Raw genomic sequence first — 14,132 nt, 5'->3', positions numbered from 1 at the left:
CACGCCAGGCGTCCTACCAGAGGTCCGTTGCGCCACCCGCACGGGCGAACTCGCTTACTTCTCAAGCATGATGGGGCCCCATAGGGGGTCGAGACGGCCCGTCGCCCGGCCGGGACGCTCAGCAGGCCGGTTGGGCTGAGACGAACGGCTGGGGTGGCCGTTGCTGGCTGAGGTTCGCCCATCGGCGAGGCGCCCGTCGTGCTCGCAAGACCTGAGCGTCACGCCGGCGGCCGGGTGAGTTTGGCGGCCACGGCGTCGAGGACCCAGTCCAGGCCGGTTGCGAAGGATGTCTCGGCGTCCACGTCCGTGCCGTCGTACACGGCCTTGGCCAACGCCGGGAAGCGGCCGGTGGCCAGCATTCTCGTCACATGCGGGCCACGGGCGCGCTGCCAGTCGCGCTTGGACAGGCCTGTGGCGCTCTCGGCCCGCAGGTTCGCGATCTCGCGTCTGATCGCGCCGATGAAGTAGGCGCTGACAGTCTCCACGGCGCGCATGACGGTGTCGATGTCGGCGACGCCGTCGAAGGCGGACAGCGTGGCCTCGGTCATGGCGAGGCCGTTCGGGCCCAGGGCTGGGCGACCGCCGAGCAGGTCGGCCAGCCATTCGTGGCGGAGGGCGGCCTGCCTGGTGCGGTGGGCGAGGATGCGCAGCGCCTCCCGCCAGTCACCGGGCTGCCCCTCGGGGCGGATCTCGGCGTACACCTCGTCCACCATGAGGTCGAACAACTCCTCCTTGGTGGAGATGTATCGGTACAACCGCATAGGACCGGCGTCCAGGCGGGCGGCGATCTTGCGCAAGGACACCGCCTCCAGCCCGCCCTCGTCGGCCAGCACGACGGCGGCGGTGACGATCCGCTCCCGGTCGAGCGGCACGGGTTGAGTCGGCGGCTCCGGCCGGTCCCACACGGTCATAGGGGCATCGTACCGTTGCGATGCATCGTAGTGAGCTAATACAGTGTATCGGTATGAGACGCCGCATCGCAGTGGTCGGCAGCGGTCCTGCCGGCCTTACCTTCGCCCGCGTTCTGCACCGTTACGATCATCCGGTCGCTGTCCTCGAACGCGATCCCGCCCCCGACTCCCGCCCCCCGGGCGGCACGCTGGACCTGCACGAAGGGCTGGGCCAGCTCGCGCTGGACAAGGCGGGGCTGCTGGCAGAGTTCCAGGCGCTGTCTCGCCCCGAGGGGCAGGCCATGCGCATCCTGGACACGGACGGGACCGTCCTGCGCGACTGGCGACTCCGTCCAGATGACCGGGCCAATCCCGAGATCGACCGCGGGCAACTCCGTGACCTGCTGCTCGGACCTCTGGACGTCCAGTGGGGCCGGGGCGTGGCGCAGGTGGTGCCGGGGACCCGGGACGGCGTACTGGTCCATTTCGCGGACGGGCGACAGGAGACGTTCGACCTCGTGGTCGGCGCGGACGGCGCCTGGTCCCGGACCCGCCCGGCAGTCTCGTCGGTGACGCCGCACTACACCGGCGTCACCTCGGTCGAGACCTCCCTCGACGACGTCGACACCCGCCACCCCGACCTCGCCCGGTTGATCGGCGACGGTTCCGTGGCTGTGTACGGCGTGAACCGAGCTCTCGTCGCACAGCGCAACAGCGGCGGCCACGTCAAGGTGTACGCCCAGTTCCGCGCGCCGCTGGACTGGCACACGAACCTGGACCTGGCCGACGTCGAGGCCGTGCGATCGAGCCTGCTGGCTCTGTTCGACGGCTGGGCCGCTCCCGTCCTCGGCCTCCTCCATCACAGCACTGCTTTCGTCCACCGCCCCCTCTACGTCCTGCCCGTGTCCCACACCTGGACCCACGTCCCCGGGGCGACACTACTGGGCGACGCCGCCCATCTGATGCCTCCATTGGGGGCGGGCGCGAACCTCGCGATGCTGGAAGGCGCCGAACTCGCCGAGTCCATCGCCACCGCCCCTGGAGATCTGGACGAGGCCGTCCGCGCCTTCGAGGAACAGATGTGGGCACGAGCCAGCAGGTGGGCGAAGATCACGACGGCCGGTCTGGAACGCCTCGTGAGCCCGAACCCCGCCGAAGCCCTCGCTCTCTTCGACCAAGTCCAGCCATCCTGACTGCCAAGCAAGAGAGCACCAACACCAATAGCTCGCCACGGCTTCGCGGGACAGTACGGCACCGCCGCGGGCCGGTAGGGCAGGTCGCTGCGCAGGTCGTCCGGGACTCGTTCACTTCACGCTGCAGATCCGGCGGGAAACCGCAGATAGACCGGGAACGGACAACTGTCTTGCTCAGGCTTGTCCAGTCTCAGTAGACGTGGGCCATCGCGAGGCGGTGACCTGGGGTGGTCCAAGTTGAGTGAGACGGGAACGGCTGGGCTGTCTCACTCAACCTGAGCAGCGGGCTGCTGCGGCTATGTGTCATCGCAGCGGTGGTGGGCGTGCCAGAGACGTCTGAGGGCTTCGAGCTCGGTTCGTGGGAAGTGTTCGCCCCACTTGCCTCGATAGCCGCTCTCGCCATAGGTCTGCGCGACCTCGTCGAAGCAGCGGATCACGGTGCGGGCGAGCTGGTCGATGCCGAGCTGGCTGGACCAGACCTCGGTTCCCTTGTTGTCGTGATCGCTGCCGTGACGCAGTTCCAGGATGCGGGTCCAGGTGTACACGCCCTCGCGGTAGAAGATCCACCGGTAGGCGGTTGGTTCGGCCTCGAACTGGGCACGGGTCTCCGTCTCGCCCGCGACGAGCCGGGCCACCGAGGTCAGGAGCTCCTCGGGCGCACTGGAGATGTAGGACGCGGTGAGTTCGACCTTCGCCTGGTGATCTTCAAGGGTGCAGTCTGCCCACCCAGATCCCATCAGCGTCCATGTGATGCGCATGCCGGATGTCACTGGTACTCCTCAGCGAGGAAGGCCCGGACATCGGCCGCCAGGGAAGTCATCTGCTCGCCGGCCTCCAGCCAGGTGGTCACCGAGGCGCCCCAGCCGCCTGCGGCCTGAGGCCATGGACGCAAGGCCCAGGTCAGCCCGACGTGGCCGCCGGACCGGAAGACCGCCGACACTGCCAGGTCTAGGTCGTTGGTCTGCCAGCTCCGTTCGCCTTCCCATCCCCGGTAGTCGGCGGCGAGTTCCTCCAGGAACACGGTGAGATCGCTGTCCCATATCCAGGCGACGACCTCGTTGACGCGAGCGGTCAGACCGGGAGCCCGCAGCTCGACGGCATAGTGCACGGAATCTGCGTCGAAGTTGAACCGGTCGCAGAACGTCACGCCGACGGACGAGTTGTCCTGACAGCGGATGGTCACGGTGGCTTCGTCGTCAGTGCCGACGTCTGGGGTGGTCATGGGCGGAACGCTAGGTCAGCGGCCCGTTCGACGTCACTTGGATTCGTTGTCGGTGGGGTGGAGAACGGCTTCGGCGATTGCACGGACGCGCTCCATAGTGATGCCCGTCCGCTGTTCGACTGCGAGAGGGTGGTCGGTCGGCTCCAGCTCGATGAAGGGACGCTGTCCGATGGGGCGGGTGTGGACGCGGGTCTTCAAATTGATGGTGCTGGGCGAGTAGAGGAAGAAGTCGGTAGACAGCCACCCGAAGTACGGTTCCTCGGATTCTCGTCCCATGGTTTCCCAAAGGTCCGCGGATCGGGAGAAGTTGTCCCGGCTGAGGGAGACCCATGCGGCCCAGGAGAACACCTCGTGACTGCCGATGATCGGTATCTCGACCAGGCCCTTGACGAAGTAGTGCTGTGCCTGGATCACGCACTGATCCGATGAGAGAAGGCAGTCCGCAGAGTCGGCGAAGTTCGGTTCCCAGACGTATGGGGCGTTGGCCGAGTAGTTCATCGGTAGCTCGGCGTGGTGGCTGCCGCAGCACGAGCAGGTGAATCCGAGGTTGCTGGTCATGAGCGGAGCCTAATGACCGGCTCCGATGCAACTGTCGTCAGTCCCGTCTCGGTGAGGGCAGAGGCAGTTCACCGTGCGTGTGCTGGGGAACGCTTCAAGATCCTTCGGATGAGAAGGGGAGGGAACTGGTCGTGCGGGTGGATGGTTAGGGGGAGTGTCTAATCAACGGCGGATCTGCTGATCAAGGGAGATGCGCCAAGTGAGCGAGAACGTCGTCGAGCGAGCGGTTTCTTGCCCTTCAGCAACGCTTCCTGCACCTCCTGTCGCCTGACGGCCCGAAACAGACAATGAGCGTGGGATGGGCTGTCTCCGCTCCTCAGTACTTTCTCGACCTGAAGGCACTCACCGGCATCCTCACGTTGACCTGGCCTGCTGCCCGTTCGCTGGCCGGAGATCGCGAACTCGGGCTGATCCTTGACGAAGACGCCGAGCGGCGACTCCTCCATCTCCACGAACTCCGCAAACGACCAGGCAAGAAACACTTCTCACGCGCGCTCACCGACCCGGCACCAGACTCCCTGGCCTTCGCCGCGTGTTCGGCCATCGCGGACACGATCCTCAGTGCTGACAGCAGCGACGCGGCACTGGAGATGCTCGCCCCGGTCCTCCGAGCACTGGGACAGCTGACCGAGTTCGCGAAAGCGCTCGCCTCGACGCTGCGACATGCCCGTTCGATGTCGTTGCCTCTCCGGATCATCCTCGTTCACGAACAAGCAGCGACCCCACATCTGGTGGCGAGATACCGCCCATCAGCGGATGGTCCACTGCTACCCCGGATCAGCAGTGGGAAGAGAAGGGCATAGCGTCACTCTGTGTGTGGAGTCAGGCTTCGCTGCGGCCGGGTATGGCTGCGTACTCCAGCCACTTGTCCGCCAGGTCGTGGACTTCGTCCAGGGCGGGGTCGCGGCGTCCACCAGGCGCGTATGCCGGAGACCTGTCCGCGTGCAGCGGCACGTGGGCGCAGTACCAGGCCCGTTTGGCGCCTGCCTGTTCGGCGTCCGTGCCCGTCAGTAGATAGTCGAGCAGTGTCTCCATGACCCGGCGGCGTCCGAATGCGTAGACCGCTGGCTCGACGAACCAGCGGCAGAAGCTCGGGTCGGGGTCGTAAACGGCCGCAACCATCAGTGGAGCGAAGAACTCCTCGGGCAGGTTCGCGCGTTCTAGTAGTGGCTTGCGCGCTGCATGCGCCAGGTGCCGAGCGCGTCGGTCTTCCGGCACGCCGACTGCGGTGTCGAGGTCCAGCAGCCTAGCCACCTCGGCTGCGGACGACAGGAATGTGGGTGCTTCTGCCTCGTTGCGCTCTCCGTCATCGGCCATGGGCAGCATTCTGGGCCGATCCTGGACGGAGAGGTAGAGATGCTGGTTGTCGTGTGGTCAGTGGAACCACACGACGAGTCGCACGTTCTCCGCCCCATGGACTTCGCTGAGCGTGCCCATGACGCTCCATACCCGGCCCCAGTCGCTTCCGGCACCTGCGGCATCGGCCCGGCTTCGGGTGCCGGAGCTGTCTGTTTCTTGCCAATCGACGGCGGTGACCTCAGCCCAGGTGACCCATGTCGTTCCGAATGCGTCACCGGGTCCCCCATAGGCTGCGTACTCGCTCCTCAGCCCTACCGACGCATCGCCCGGGAAGCCACGGCCTTCCGCCACGGGCCGGAAGCCGAAGGAGTTGCGGACTCCGAAGAGGCAGGCGAGGCCGTCGTAGGCTTTGCCCCGGTTGAGCAGGAAGAGGTCGATGGCGGCTTCCCATACGGAGTCCTCGTCGTCGGGACCCCAGAGGCGGGCCCCTGGTCGGCACTCGATCATTCCGCTGATGTCGGCAGACATGCCCGGATCTTGCCCGACCGGCCCAGGACTCGGCACCCACGTTTAGGTTCTGTTGGCTCCGCCAGCGGCACCCAACCGCACCCGGTGGCGCTGGAGGTCGACCTCGGCGATCTTCACCGTGATCAGCTCGCCTTCACCGACAAGCTGATCCGGCGTCTCGACCGGATCGTCAGTCAGCTCTGAGAGGTGAAGGAACCCCACAACGTCGGGAGCAAGCTCCACGAACACACCAAAGGGAACGATCTTGGTGATCGATCCGGTGAGGACCCGGCCGACCTGATCCGCAAACCGAATGAGCGGATCTTCCTGCAGAGCCTTCAACGAGAGCGTGACCTGTCCGGAGCGCGTCTCGGCAATGATCACCTCAGCGGTGATCCGCTGGCCGACTTCGACTGCCTCGGAGGGGTGGTTGATCCAGCCCCACGTCAGGTCCGGCACCCGTATGAAGCCGGTGCAGAGGCCGTCCGGTTCGCCATCGACGTGAACGAAGACCCCGAAGTTGTGAACCGCGGAGACCGTCCCAGCAACGACCTGCCCTCGTTCAAACGCAAGGAGAAAGGACCGCAAGGCCGGAATCTCACAGGCCCTGGCGGAGAGGTGAAGCTGGCCTTCGCGCCAACGCCCGATCTCTTCGGCATTGATCTCCTGGCCGACCTCAAACAGCTCGGATGGATGCTCCATCCGGCGCATCGACGCCTCATGTCGAGGAATCCGAGCGATCTCGGCTTCCTCCCCTTCGGTATCTACGAGCTGCACCAGAACGTCCGCTGCGTCGAACCTGGTGACCCTCACCGTTCTCACGGCCCCTGGCTGGAGTTGGTTGATCAAGGACTGCATGCGAGGGTCAGGGGCTCGCTCGGACATGGAGGTGAGCCTAGTCGGCGTTGGGTGCACTGGTTCCAACTCTCGCAACCAGGTTGCAACTGGCGTGCCACGGCTCACGCGGTGTGCCAAAGCTCGGTAGTTGTCACTGACGGCACCGAATAGGCTGCGCAAGCATCCGGGGCGAGCAGCCTGACTGTCACCAGAGAGGCACGGTACTTGTCACCCACAGCCGATTGGCGGCCTTCTTGTCACCGGGGCAAAGCGTGACTCGCGAGGACCTCATCGCCATGCTTCGCGAACAGACCCCGGCGTGCGGACCTGCCCGTGACGCCTTGATTGCCGGGGGTGCCTTCGTCGTCTGGGACGGTCTGGTCCCTGCCAACCGGCACGCGGGTGTGTTCGGGATTCGAATCCGCACAGTTGCTCGGCGCGGCCACACAGTCGAGGGCCTTGCCGCCACTGTCGACATCCTCCGGCAGGCTGGGGAAGAGCTGCTCCGTGCCGGTTGCATTGACTCTGTGGACATGTCGTCCGTGTTCACGATCTTCCTGAACTCCTCAGCGACAGAAGTCCTGGCCTGCGCAGGCGGGCCCCGGCCCAACCCCCTGCAGACGCCAGCCGACGCTCCCGAGTGACAACACGCCGGCCTTGCTGTCAACTCTCGTGCTTCGGCTCACGCGGGCAGGGCTTCTCTGGGCGATCTTGGTGAGATCTCTCGCTGTGAAGTGACAACTATCGCGAGCAGTCACAATCGGAGCCGCACGTGGCGCGGAACACTATTGCAAGCATGTGCTTGCAATAGTTAGCAGCGGTGGCGCACTATCGAGTCATGGCATCACTCAACGTCGGCAATCTCGGTGAGTACCTGCGCGAGCAGCGTCGCCATGCGCAGCTGTCGCTGCGGCAGCTCGCCGACGCCGCCGGGGTGTCCAATCCGTACCTCAGCCAGATCGAACGCGGGCTGCGCAAGCCGAGCGCCGAGGTGCTGCAGCAGGTCGCCAAGGCCCTGCGGATCTCCGCCGAGACCCTCTACGTACGGGCCGGGATTCTGGACGAGCGGGAGCGGGAGGAGCTGGAGACCCGGGCGGTCATTCTGGCCGATCCCTCGATAAACGAGCGGCAGAAGAACGTGCTGCTGCAGATCTACGACTCCTTCCGCAAGGAGAACGGGTTCGAGACCGTCCCGGGGGACCCCGGTGACGAATCCGGCCTCAGCGCGGACCGCACGGATGCCGATACAGCTTCAAAGCCTTCACCACCCTCACACTGAGTCTGATGATCCGGGAGGACCACAGTCATGGCCATCACCGATGACCTGCGTAAGACCCTCACCGACCCGACCCCCCTCTACTTCGCCGCCGGTACGGCGGACCTCGCCGTAGAGCAGGCCCGGAAGGTTCCGGCCCTGCTCGAGCAGCTGCGGGCCGAGGCGCCCGAGCGGATCGAGGCCGTGCGCAACGCGGACCCCAAGGCCGTCCAGGAGAAGGTGACCACGCAGGCCAGGGAGGCGCAGGCCACCGTGCAGGCCAAGGTCTCCGAAGTGCTCGGGTCGCTCGACACCGATCTGAAGAAGCTCAGCGAGTCGGCCCAGGACCTGGCGCTGCGCAGCCTGGGAGTGGCCGCGGAGTACGCGGTACGGGCCCGGGAGACGTACGAGAAGGTTGCCGAGCGCGGCGAGCAGACGGTGCGGACGTGGCGCGGCGAGACCGCCGAGGAGATCGTTGAGATCGCTGTCGTCGTCGAGCCGCGGCGGGAGTCCGGGCCGAAGCCGAAGCCGAAGGCGGAGCCCGCCGCCAAGAGCGAGCCGAAGACCGCTGCCAGGACGGAGCCCCGCACGTCGGCCGCGCCCGCCAAGAAGGCGCCCGCGCGCAAGCCCGCGGCGAAGAAGCCCACGCCGCCGACCGCCAAGTAGCACCGCGGACGGTGTGTACCGGGGCACGGGGCGGGCACCTTTCGGGGTGGCCGGCTCGTTGTCCCGGTACCTTGGCCGCGAGGCGCTCATCCACTTACTAGGCGGTGCACACCATGTTGCTCACAGGATTCAGCACGCTCGTCTGGCTGCTCTACATGATCATGCTCGTCCTGGCCGTGGTCGCACTGCTCCTGGCCGCGACGGCCCGCGAGGACGCCTACCGTGCCGCGGACAAGCAGAAGAAGTCCTTCTGGGTGATCATTCTCGGTATTGCCGTTGCCGTGAACCTCTTCGTGCCGATGCTGTTCCTGCAGCTCGCGGGCGCGGTCGCGTCGATCGTCTTCATGGTCGACGTACGGCCCGCGCTCAAGGCGGTCTCCGGCGGCGGCGGCCGACGCGGCGGCTCCAGCAGCGACGGGCCGTACGGGCCCTACAACGGCGGGCGCTGAGCGTTCGCAGGTGACGGCGCCGATCCGGGTCGGGGGCGGGGGAGCGACGCGCTCCGGCTGCGGCCCGGGTTGCCGCTCCGGTCGCGGTCGAGCAGCAGGACCGCCACGTCGTCGGTCAGTTCGCCGCCGTTCAGCTCCCGGACCTCGGTCACGGCGGCTTCCAGCAGTGCCTCTCCGGTGAGCCCCTCCGCCAGTTGACGGTTGATCATCGCGACCATGCCGTCCTGGCCGAGCCGCTGCGTCTCGTTCGCCCCGACGCGGCCTTCGATCAGACCGTCCGTGTACATCATCAGGCTCCAGGAGCCACCGAGTTCGACCTGTCTGCGCGGCCAGCGGGCACGCGGCAGCAGCCCCAGGGCCGGGCCGCCGTTCTCGTACGGGAGCAGCTGTGCCGCCCGTCCGTGGCGGGCGATCAGCGGCGCGGGGTGGCCCGCCAGGCAGAGACCTGCGTGGCGTCCGTCGGGAGTGATGTCGACGGTGCAGAGCGTCGCGAAGATCTCCTCGCTCTCCCGTTCGTGCTCCAGGACCTGCTGGAGCGTGGAGAGCAGCTCGTCCCCGCAGAGCCCGGCGAGCGTCAATGCCCGCCACGCTATGCGCAGTTCGACGCCGAGAGCCGCCTCGTCCGGGCCGTGGCCGCAGACGTCGCCGATCATCGCGTGGACGGTGCCGTCGGGCGTACGCACCGTGTCGTAGAAGTCCCCGCCGAGCAGTGCGCGGCTGCGTCCTGGTCGGTAGCGGGCGGCGAAGCGGAGGTCGGAGCCCTGGAGCAGGGGGGTGGGCAGCAGTCCGCGTTCCAGTCGGGCGTTCTCCTGGGCGCGCAGCGTCGACTCGGTGAGCTGGTGCTGCGCCACGTCGGCGCGCTTGCGTTCGACGGCGTAGCGGATGGCGCGGGTGAGCAGCCGGCCGTCGAGTTCGCCGCGGAGGAGGTAGTCCTGGGCGCCGACCCGCACCGCCTCGGCGGCCAGCTCGGTGTCGTCCTCCGCGGTGAGCGCGAGGACGGCGTGGCGCGGTGCGATGCGCAGGACGTGCGTGAGGGTGGCGAGCCCGGCGGGCCCCTCGGCGCCCTCGCCGGCGCGTGTCTCGCTGCTGGGCGGCAGAGCCAGGTCCAGCAGGATGCAGTCGACGTCGTCCGTGAGGAGGCGGCCCGCCTCGGTCAGATTGCGGGCGGTGCGGATGCGCACCCGGGTGCCGGCCGCGGCCGGGAGCTCGGGGACGGTGAAGGTGCCCGCCGGGTCGTCCTCGATCACCAGGAGGGTGAGGTCGGCGACGTGGGTGGTCTCCACAGCGGGAACGGCGCGCTGCTGCGGTACGGGTACGGGCATCGGTTCGGTTTCCTTCCCTCCCCCCGAGGGCGCGGCGGAACGACGATCGACGACCCGCCAGACCGGGACGATAGCGGTACCGGACAGACGAACGGAATGGCGAACGGCAACCGACCCCTGGCATATGCGGAGCCATAAGCCGCGTCCCGTCACGGATCCGGCGCGATGTGCCCGCCCGGGACCGGGTGGGGAGTCATGACAAACATCACCCCGCGGTGGGGTCGGGGGGTGGCGTGGCTCACGGCGCGCGCGTGGTCCCGGTCACCGGGCGTGGTTGCGTGGTCGGGGTCATGGGCGCGGGTGGCTGGTGCGGGGGCCCTCACTTGTCCGGGCGGACCACCCCGAGGATCTCCATCGAGCCCGCGCCCGCCAGCGTGACATTCCGGCCCGGGCGCGGTGCGTGCACGATCGCGCCGTCGCCGATGTACATCCCCACATGGGTGGCGTCACCGTGGTAGATGATCAGGTCGCCGGGGCGCATGTCCTTGATCGCGATGTGCGGGAGCTGCCGCCACTGTTCCTGCGAGGTGCGCGGGATCGGCCGTCCTGCCGCCGCCCATGCCTGGGACGTCAGCCCGGAGCAGTCGTACGATCCCGGGCCTTCGGCCCCCCATTCGTACGGCTTGCCGATCTGCGACGTCGCGAAGGCCACCGCCTTCTTGCCGCGCTCGCTCGCCTCGCGGTTGATCTCCTTGAGGGCGCCGGAGCCGAGCCAGGAGGTCTGTGCCCGGTACTCCGCCTCCTGCTCCAGCTCGAGGAGACGGGCCCGCTCCTCCTTCTCCAGCTGTGATTCCAGTTTCTTCGCGGCGGCGATCTGCGCGTTGATCTGCTTCTTGGCCTTGGCCTGCTTGATCCGGTTGGCTTCGAGCTTCTTCCAGTTGGTGCTCGCGTCCTTGGTGTACATCTCCAAGTCCGCCTGGGTCCTGGTCAGTTCACCGAGGACTCCCTTGGCTGCCTGCTGGCCCTGCCAGACCCGGTTGATGCCGTCCATGAACATCTGCGGGTCGTCGCTGAGCATCAGTTGCGCGCCCGGCGGCAGCCCGCCGGTCCGGTACTGCTCGCGGGCCTGGGCGCCCGCCTTGCTCTTGAGGTCGGCGATCTTCGCCTGTCCGTCGACGATCGCCTTCGCCAGTTCGACGATCTCACCGGACTGCTTCTTGGCCTGCTCATCGGCGAGGTTGTACGCATCGGTGGCCGCCCCGGCCTTGCGATAGAGGGCGTCTATCTCCTTGCGCACCTCTTCGAGGCTCTTCTTCGGTGCTTCGGGAGAGGCGGTGGGGGAAGGCGGTGCGGGCGCCGCGAATGCCTGGGTCGGCGCGGTCAGTACGGTCAGCGTGCAGACCAGAGTGATCGCGGCAGCGGCACAGTGGCGTCGGTTCACGAGCTCCCCCTCCGAACAAATCTGATTTACCGTCAGTAACTTTTCACGACGTCGAGATCGTGCCATGCCGTACCGAAAAGCAACAGAGGCAGACAGCTGCTGTCCTGACGGGCACTCGGGTCACACGGGTCATGCGGGATCGCTCCCCCTCGTCTGGGACGAACGACGCCCCGTCCGCGTTCCCGGGTGCCCCTCGGAGCACTCTCGTTCAGAAACTGTCGGGCTCGGGCCGCAATGCCGCCCATTTCACCGTGACTTCACCCTGCCGCCACCGCCGTACCCCGTCCGTCAGCGGCCAGTCGCCGGAAAGCGAACGCACCGCGGTGATCCAGCGCTGCCGCGCGCCCAGTGAGGCGTACGGCGCCGCGGCGGCCCACGCCCGGTCGAAGTCGCGCAGGAACGCGTGGACCGGTTCGCCCGGCACATTGCGGTGGATCAGCGCCTTGGGGAGTCGTTCCGCGAGATCGGAGGGGCGGTCCAGGGAGCCGAGGCGGGTCGCGAACGTGACCGTGCGCGGGCCCTCCGGGCCGAGCGCCACCCACACATGGCGGCGCCCGATTTCGTCGCAGGTGCCCTCGACCAGTAGCCCGTCGGGTGCGAGCCGGGCGCAGAGCCGCTGCCAGACCGCGGCGACCTCACCCTCGTCGTACTGGCGCAGCACGTTCGCCGCCCGGATGAGGGTGGGGCGGTCAGTCAGCGGGATCTCGAAGCCGCCGTGGACGAAGGTGAGCCCCTCTTCCTCGTACGGTTTCGCCGCCGCGACCCGCTCCGGGTCGATCTCGATGCCGACGACCGCCGTGCGCGGTTCGGCGGTGCGCAGACGGTGCAGCAGCTCCACGGCGGTCCAGGGCGCGGCCCCGTACCCGAGGTCGACGGCGACGGGTGCGTCGCAGCGGCGCAGGGCCGGACCGTGCGTGGCGGCGATCCAGCGGTCCATGCGGCGGAGCCGGTTCGGGTTGGTGGTCCCGCGGGTCGCGGTGCCGATGGGGCGCATGACAGCGAGCCTAACGATCCCTGGGGCGGCGACCTGCAGCGCTGTCGCGTCCGGGCAGGTGTGGTGACGCGCCGTGGTCGGGCGTAATGATTTGGTAAAGCGGAAATGAAAGGGCGTATTCCGCTGTTCCAGCCTTTCGAAGGGGATCCGTGTCCCTTCGGTGTCGTGCCCTGAGCGAGGAGGACCGGACGACGTGAGCCAGTACGTCTCTCGGCTCGGCAGCAGCCGTGTGGCGCCGCGCCTCAGGTTCCCCGGCACCTTTCCCGGCAGCCACCGCAAACCCCGCCGCGTCGCGATGCTCTCTGTCCACACCTCCCCGCTGCACCAGCCGGGCACGGGCGACGCGGGCGGCATGAACGTCTACATCGTGGAGCTGGCCAAGCGGCTCGCCGCGATCGGTATCGAGGTGGAGATCTTCACCCGGGCCACCACCGGCGCACTGCCCCCGGCGGTCGAGATGTCGCCCGGCGTCCTGGTCCGGCATGTCGACGCGGGACCGTACGAAGGTCTGGCCAAGGAGGACCTGCCCGCCCAGCTCTGCGCCTTCACGCACGGCGTGATGCAGGCCTGGGCCGGCCAGCGGCCCGGCTACTACGACCTGGTCCACTCCCACTACTGGCTCTCCGGCCATGTCGGCTGGCTCGCCGCGCAGCGCTGGGGCGTTCCCCTCGTCCACGCCATGCACACCATGGCCAAGGTGAAGAACGCCGCGCTCGCCGAGGGCGACACCCCCGAGCCGGCCGCCCGGGTCATCGGTGAGACGCAGATCGTCAATGCCGCGAACCGGCTGATCGCCAACACCGCGGAGGAGGCGGACGAGCTCGTCCGCTTCTACGAGGCCGATCCGGCGGCGGTCGCCGTCGTGCACCCCGGAGTCAACCTCGACCGCTTCCGGCCCGCCGACGGGCGGGCTGCCGCCCGGGCCCGCCTCGGACTGCCCCAGGACGCCCTCATACCGCTCTTCGCGGGCCGTATCCAGCCGCTGAAGGCTCCCGATGTGCTGCTGCGCGCGGTGGCCGTGCTACTGGACCGGAACCCCTCGCTCCGTCGCCGGATCGTCGTTCCGGTGGTCGGTGGCCCCAGCGGCAGCGGGCTCGCCAAGCCGGAGGGCCTGCAGAAGCTGGCGGCGCGGCTGGGCATCGCCGATGTCGTACGGTTCCAGCCGCCGGTCGGTCAGGACCAGCTCGCCGACTGGTTCCGGGCGGCGTCCGTGCTGGTCATGCCCTCGTACAGCGAGTCCTTCGGCCTGGTCGCCATCGAGGCGCAGGCGGCGGGCACCCCCGTCGTCGCGGCGGCCGTGGGCGGGCTGCCGGTGGCGGTACGGGACGGGGCGAGCGGTTTCCTGATCCCCGGGCACGACCCGGAGACGTACGCACAGGCGCTGGCCCGGTTCGCCGAGTCGCCGGAGCTCGTCGCCCGGATGGGCGGGGCGGCGGCCGCGCATGCGCAGGGCTTCGGCTGGGGCACGGCCGCGTCCGCGACCGCGGACGTGTACACCGCGGCGATGCACGAACACCGCCGTCGCGTCCGCGGCCACCACGTCTGACGTACGCGCCCAC

At 68.2% G+C, this 14,132-nt stretch carries 16 protein-coding genes; 6 read left to right on the top strand and 10 right to left on the bottom strand.

Annotated features, from left to right (window positions below; all coding sequences use genetic code 11):
* Nucleotides 1-218 precede the first annotated feature (218 nt).
* Nucleotides 219-911, bottom strand: coding sequence for a TetR/AcrR family transcriptional regulator (locus ACIBB8_RS27290; protein WP_398956459.1), 693 nt, complete (start codon nucleotides 909-911; stop codon nucleotides 219-221).
* A 53-nt stretch (nucleotides 912-964) separates the two neighbouring features.
* On the opposite strand from ACIBB8_RS27290, the gene ACIBB8_RS27285 reads away from it, so the two are divergent.
* Nucleotides 965-2,083 (top strand): FAD-dependent oxidoreductase, encoded by a 1,119-nt coding sequence (locus ACIBB8_RS27285; RefSeq protein ID WP_398956457.1) that lies wholly within the window; start codon nucleotides 965-967, stop codon nucleotides 2,081-2,083.
* A gap of 296 nt (nucleotides 2,084-2,379) precedes the next feature.
* On the opposite strand, the gene ACIBB8_RS27280 is transcribed toward ACIBB8_RS27285, so the two are convergent.
* From ACIBB8_RS27280 to ACIBB8_RS27270, 3 genes are read right to left on the bottom strand one after another with little or no spacing between them, the layout of a single operon-like run.
* Entirely contained in the window at nucleotides 2,380-2,853 is a 474-nt protein-coding gene (locus tag ACIBB8_RS27280) for a hypothetical protein (protein ID WP_398956455.1), read from the bottom strand.
* Entirely contained in the window at nucleotides 2,850-3,305 is a 456-nt protein-coding gene (locus ACIBB8_RS27275) for a DUF6228 family protein (RefSeq protein ID WP_398956453.1), read from the bottom strand. The genes ACIBB8_RS27280 and ACIBB8_RS27275 overlap by 4 nt, the downstream gene beginning before the upstream one ends.
* A gap of 33 nt (nucleotides 3,306-3,338) precedes the next feature.
* A complete protein-coding gene (locus tag ACIBB8_RS27270) occupies nucleotides 3,339-3,803 on the bottom strand; it encodes a DUF2199 domain-containing protein (RefSeq protein ID WP_398956549.1) in 465 nt (154 codons plus the stop codon).
* Between the two features lie 353 nt (nucleotides 3,804-4,156).
* Here ACIBB8_RS27270 and ACIBB8_RS27265 point away from each other — a divergent pair, with 353 nt between their 5' ends.
* The gene (locus tag ACIBB8_RS27265; protein WP_398956451.1) at nucleotides 4,157-4,666 is read left to right on the top strand and encodes a hypothetical protein; all 510 of its coding nucleotides are present in this window, start codon (nucleotides 4,157-4,159) and stop codon (nucleotides 4,664-4,666) included.
* A 19-nt stretch (nucleotides 4,667-4,685) separates the two neighbouring features.
* Here ACIBB8_RS27265 and ACIBB8_RS27260 read toward each other — a convergent pair whose 3' ends face one another.
* From ACIBB8_RS27260 to ACIBB8_RS27250, 3 genes are read right to left on the bottom strand one after another with little or no spacing between them, the layout of a single operon-like run.
* Nucleotides 4,686-5,180, bottom strand: a complete 495-nt coding sequence (locus tag ACIBB8_RS27260; protein WP_398956449.1) for a hypothetical protein — start codon at nucleotides 5,178-5,180, stop codon at nucleotides 4,686-4,688.
* Nucleotides 5,181-5,237: 57 nt separating this feature from the next.
* Complete coding sequence (locus ACIBB8_RS27255; protein WP_398956447.1) at nucleotides 5,238-5,690, bottom strand: hypothetical protein; 453 nt, start codon at nucleotides 5,688-5,690, stop codon at nucleotides 5,238-5,240.
* Nucleotides 5,691-5,732: 42 nt separating this feature from the next.
* On the bottom strand, nucleotides 5,733-6,527 hold the full coding sequence (locus ACIBB8_RS27250; protein ID WP_398956547.1) for a S1 RNA-binding domain-containing protein: 795 nt from the start codon (nucleotides 6,525-6,527) through the stop codon (nucleotides 5,733-5,735).
* 817 nt (nucleotides 6,528-7,344) lie between these two features.
* Here ACIBB8_RS27250 and ACIBB8_RS27245 point away from each other — a divergent pair.
* The 3 genes from ACIBB8_RS27245 to ACIBB8_RS27235 all read left to right on the top strand — a co-directional run bounded on the left by ACIBB8_RS27245 (nucleotide 7,345) and on the right by ACIBB8_RS27235 (nucleotide 8,876).
* Nucleotides 7,345-7,785: a helix-turn-helix domain-containing protein gene (locus tag ACIBB8_RS27245; RefSeq protein ID WP_398956445.1), complete on the top strand. Its 441-nt coding sequence runs from the start codon at nucleotides 7,345-7,347 to the stop codon at nucleotides 7,783-7,785.
* Nucleotides 7,786-7,812: 27 nt separating this feature from the next.
* Entirely contained in the window at nucleotides 7,813-8,427 is a 615-nt protein-coding gene (locus ACIBB8_RS27240; protein WP_398956443.1) for a hypothetical protein, read from the top strand.
* A gap of 113 nt (nucleotides 8,428-8,540) precedes the next feature.
* Nucleotides 8,541-8,876, top strand: coding sequence for a DUF2516 family protein (locus tag ACIBB8_RS27235; protein WP_366135161.1), 336 nt, complete (start codon nucleotides 8,541-8,543; stop codon nucleotides 8,874-8,876).
* On the opposite strand, the gene ACIBB8_RS27230 is transcribed toward ACIBB8_RS27235, so the two are convergent.
* The 3 genes from ACIBB8_RS27230 to ACIBB8_RS27220 form a co-directional block, all read right to left on the bottom strand.
* A complete protein-coding gene (locus ACIBB8_RS27230) occupies nucleotides 8,858-10,198 on the bottom strand; it encodes a PP2C family protein-serine/threonine phosphatase (protein WP_398956440.1) in 1,341 nt (446 codons plus the stop codon). The two genes, ACIBB8_RS27235 and ACIBB8_RS27230, sit on opposite strands and share 19 nt — an antisense overlap.
* 319 nt (nucleotides 10,199-10,517) lie before the next feature.
* Nucleotides 10,518-11,579 (bottom strand): C40 family peptidase, encoded by a 1,062-nt coding sequence (locus tag ACIBB8_RS27225; protein WP_398956438.1) that lies wholly within the window; start codon nucleotides 11,577-11,579, stop codon nucleotides 10,518-10,520.
* A 208-nt stretch (nucleotides 11,580-11,787) separates the two neighbouring features.
* Nucleotides 11,788-12,573, bottom strand: a complete 786-nt coding sequence (locus tag ACIBB8_RS27220; protein ID WP_398956436.1) for a class I SAM-dependent methyltransferase — start codon at nucleotides 12,571-12,573, stop codon at nucleotides 11,788-11,790.
* Between the two features lie 193 nt (nucleotides 12,574-12,766).
* Here ACIBB8_RS27220 and mshA point away from each other — a divergent pair, with 193 nt between their 5' ends.
* Nucleotides 12,767-14,119, top strand: coding sequence for a D-inositol-3-phosphate glycosyltransferase (gene mshA / locus ACIBB8_RS27215; RefSeq protein ID WP_398956434.1), 1,353 nt, complete (start codon nucleotides 12,767-12,769; stop codon nucleotides 14,117-14,119).
* Nucleotides 14,120-14,132: the final 13 nt, after the last annotated feature.

This window comes from Streptomyces sp. NPDC051286 (genome assembly GCF_044455345.1).
Lineage (GTDB): Bacteria > Actinomycetota > Actinomycetes > Streptomycetales > Streptomycetaceae > Streptomyces.
This window is presented reverse-complemented; position numbering and strand designations above follow the sequence as displayed.

Coding starts and splice junctions, on each gene's coding strand:
- ACIBB8_RS27230 (WP_398956440.1), bottom strand. CDS start 10,198: ATGCCCGTACCCGTACCGCAGCAGCGCGCCGTTCCCGCTGTGGAGACC.
- ACIBB8_RS27220 (WP_398956436.1), bottom strand. CDS start 12,573: ATGCGCCCCATCGGCACCGCGACCCGCGGGACCACCAACCCGAACCGG.
- ACIBB8_RS27270 (WP_398956549.1), bottom strand. CDS start 3,803: ATGAACTACTCGGCCAACGCCCCATACGTCTGGGAACCGAACTTCGCC.
- ACIBB8_RS27240 (WP_398956443.1), top strand. CDS start 7,813: ATGGCCATCACCGATGACCTGCGTAAGACCCTCACCGACCCGACCCCC.
- ACIBB8_RS27235 (WP_366135161.1), top strand. CDS start 8,541: ATGTTGCTCACAGGATTCAGCACGCTCGTCTGGCTGCTCTACATGATC.
- ACIBB8_RS27245 (WP_398956445.1), top strand. CDS start 7,345: ATGGCATCACTCAACGTCGGCAATCTCGGTGAGTACCTGCGCGAGCAG.
- ACIBB8_RS27260 (WP_398956449.1), bottom strand. CDS start 5,180: ATGGCCGATGACGGAGAGCGCAACGAGGCAGAAGCACCCACATTCCTG.
- ACIBB8_RS27250 (WP_398956547.1), bottom strand. CDS start 6,527: ATGCAGTCCTTGATCAACCAACTCCAGCCAGGGGCCGTGAGAACGGTG.
- ACIBB8_RS27285 (WP_398956457.1), top strand. CDS start 965: ATGAGACGCCGCATCGCAGTGGTCGGCAGCGGTCCTGCCGGCCTTACC.
- ACIBB8_RS27290 (WP_398956459.1), bottom strand. CDS start 911: ATGACCGTGTGGGACCGGCCGGAGCCGCCGACTCAACCCGTGCCGCTC.
- ACIBB8_RS27275 (WP_398956453.1), bottom strand. CDS start 3,305: ATGACCACCCCAGACGTCGGCACTGACGACGAAGCCACCGTGACCATC.
- ACIBB8_RS27255 (WP_398956447.1), bottom strand. CDS start 5,690: ATGTCTGCCGACATCAGCGGAATGATCGAGTGCCGACCAGGGGCCCGC.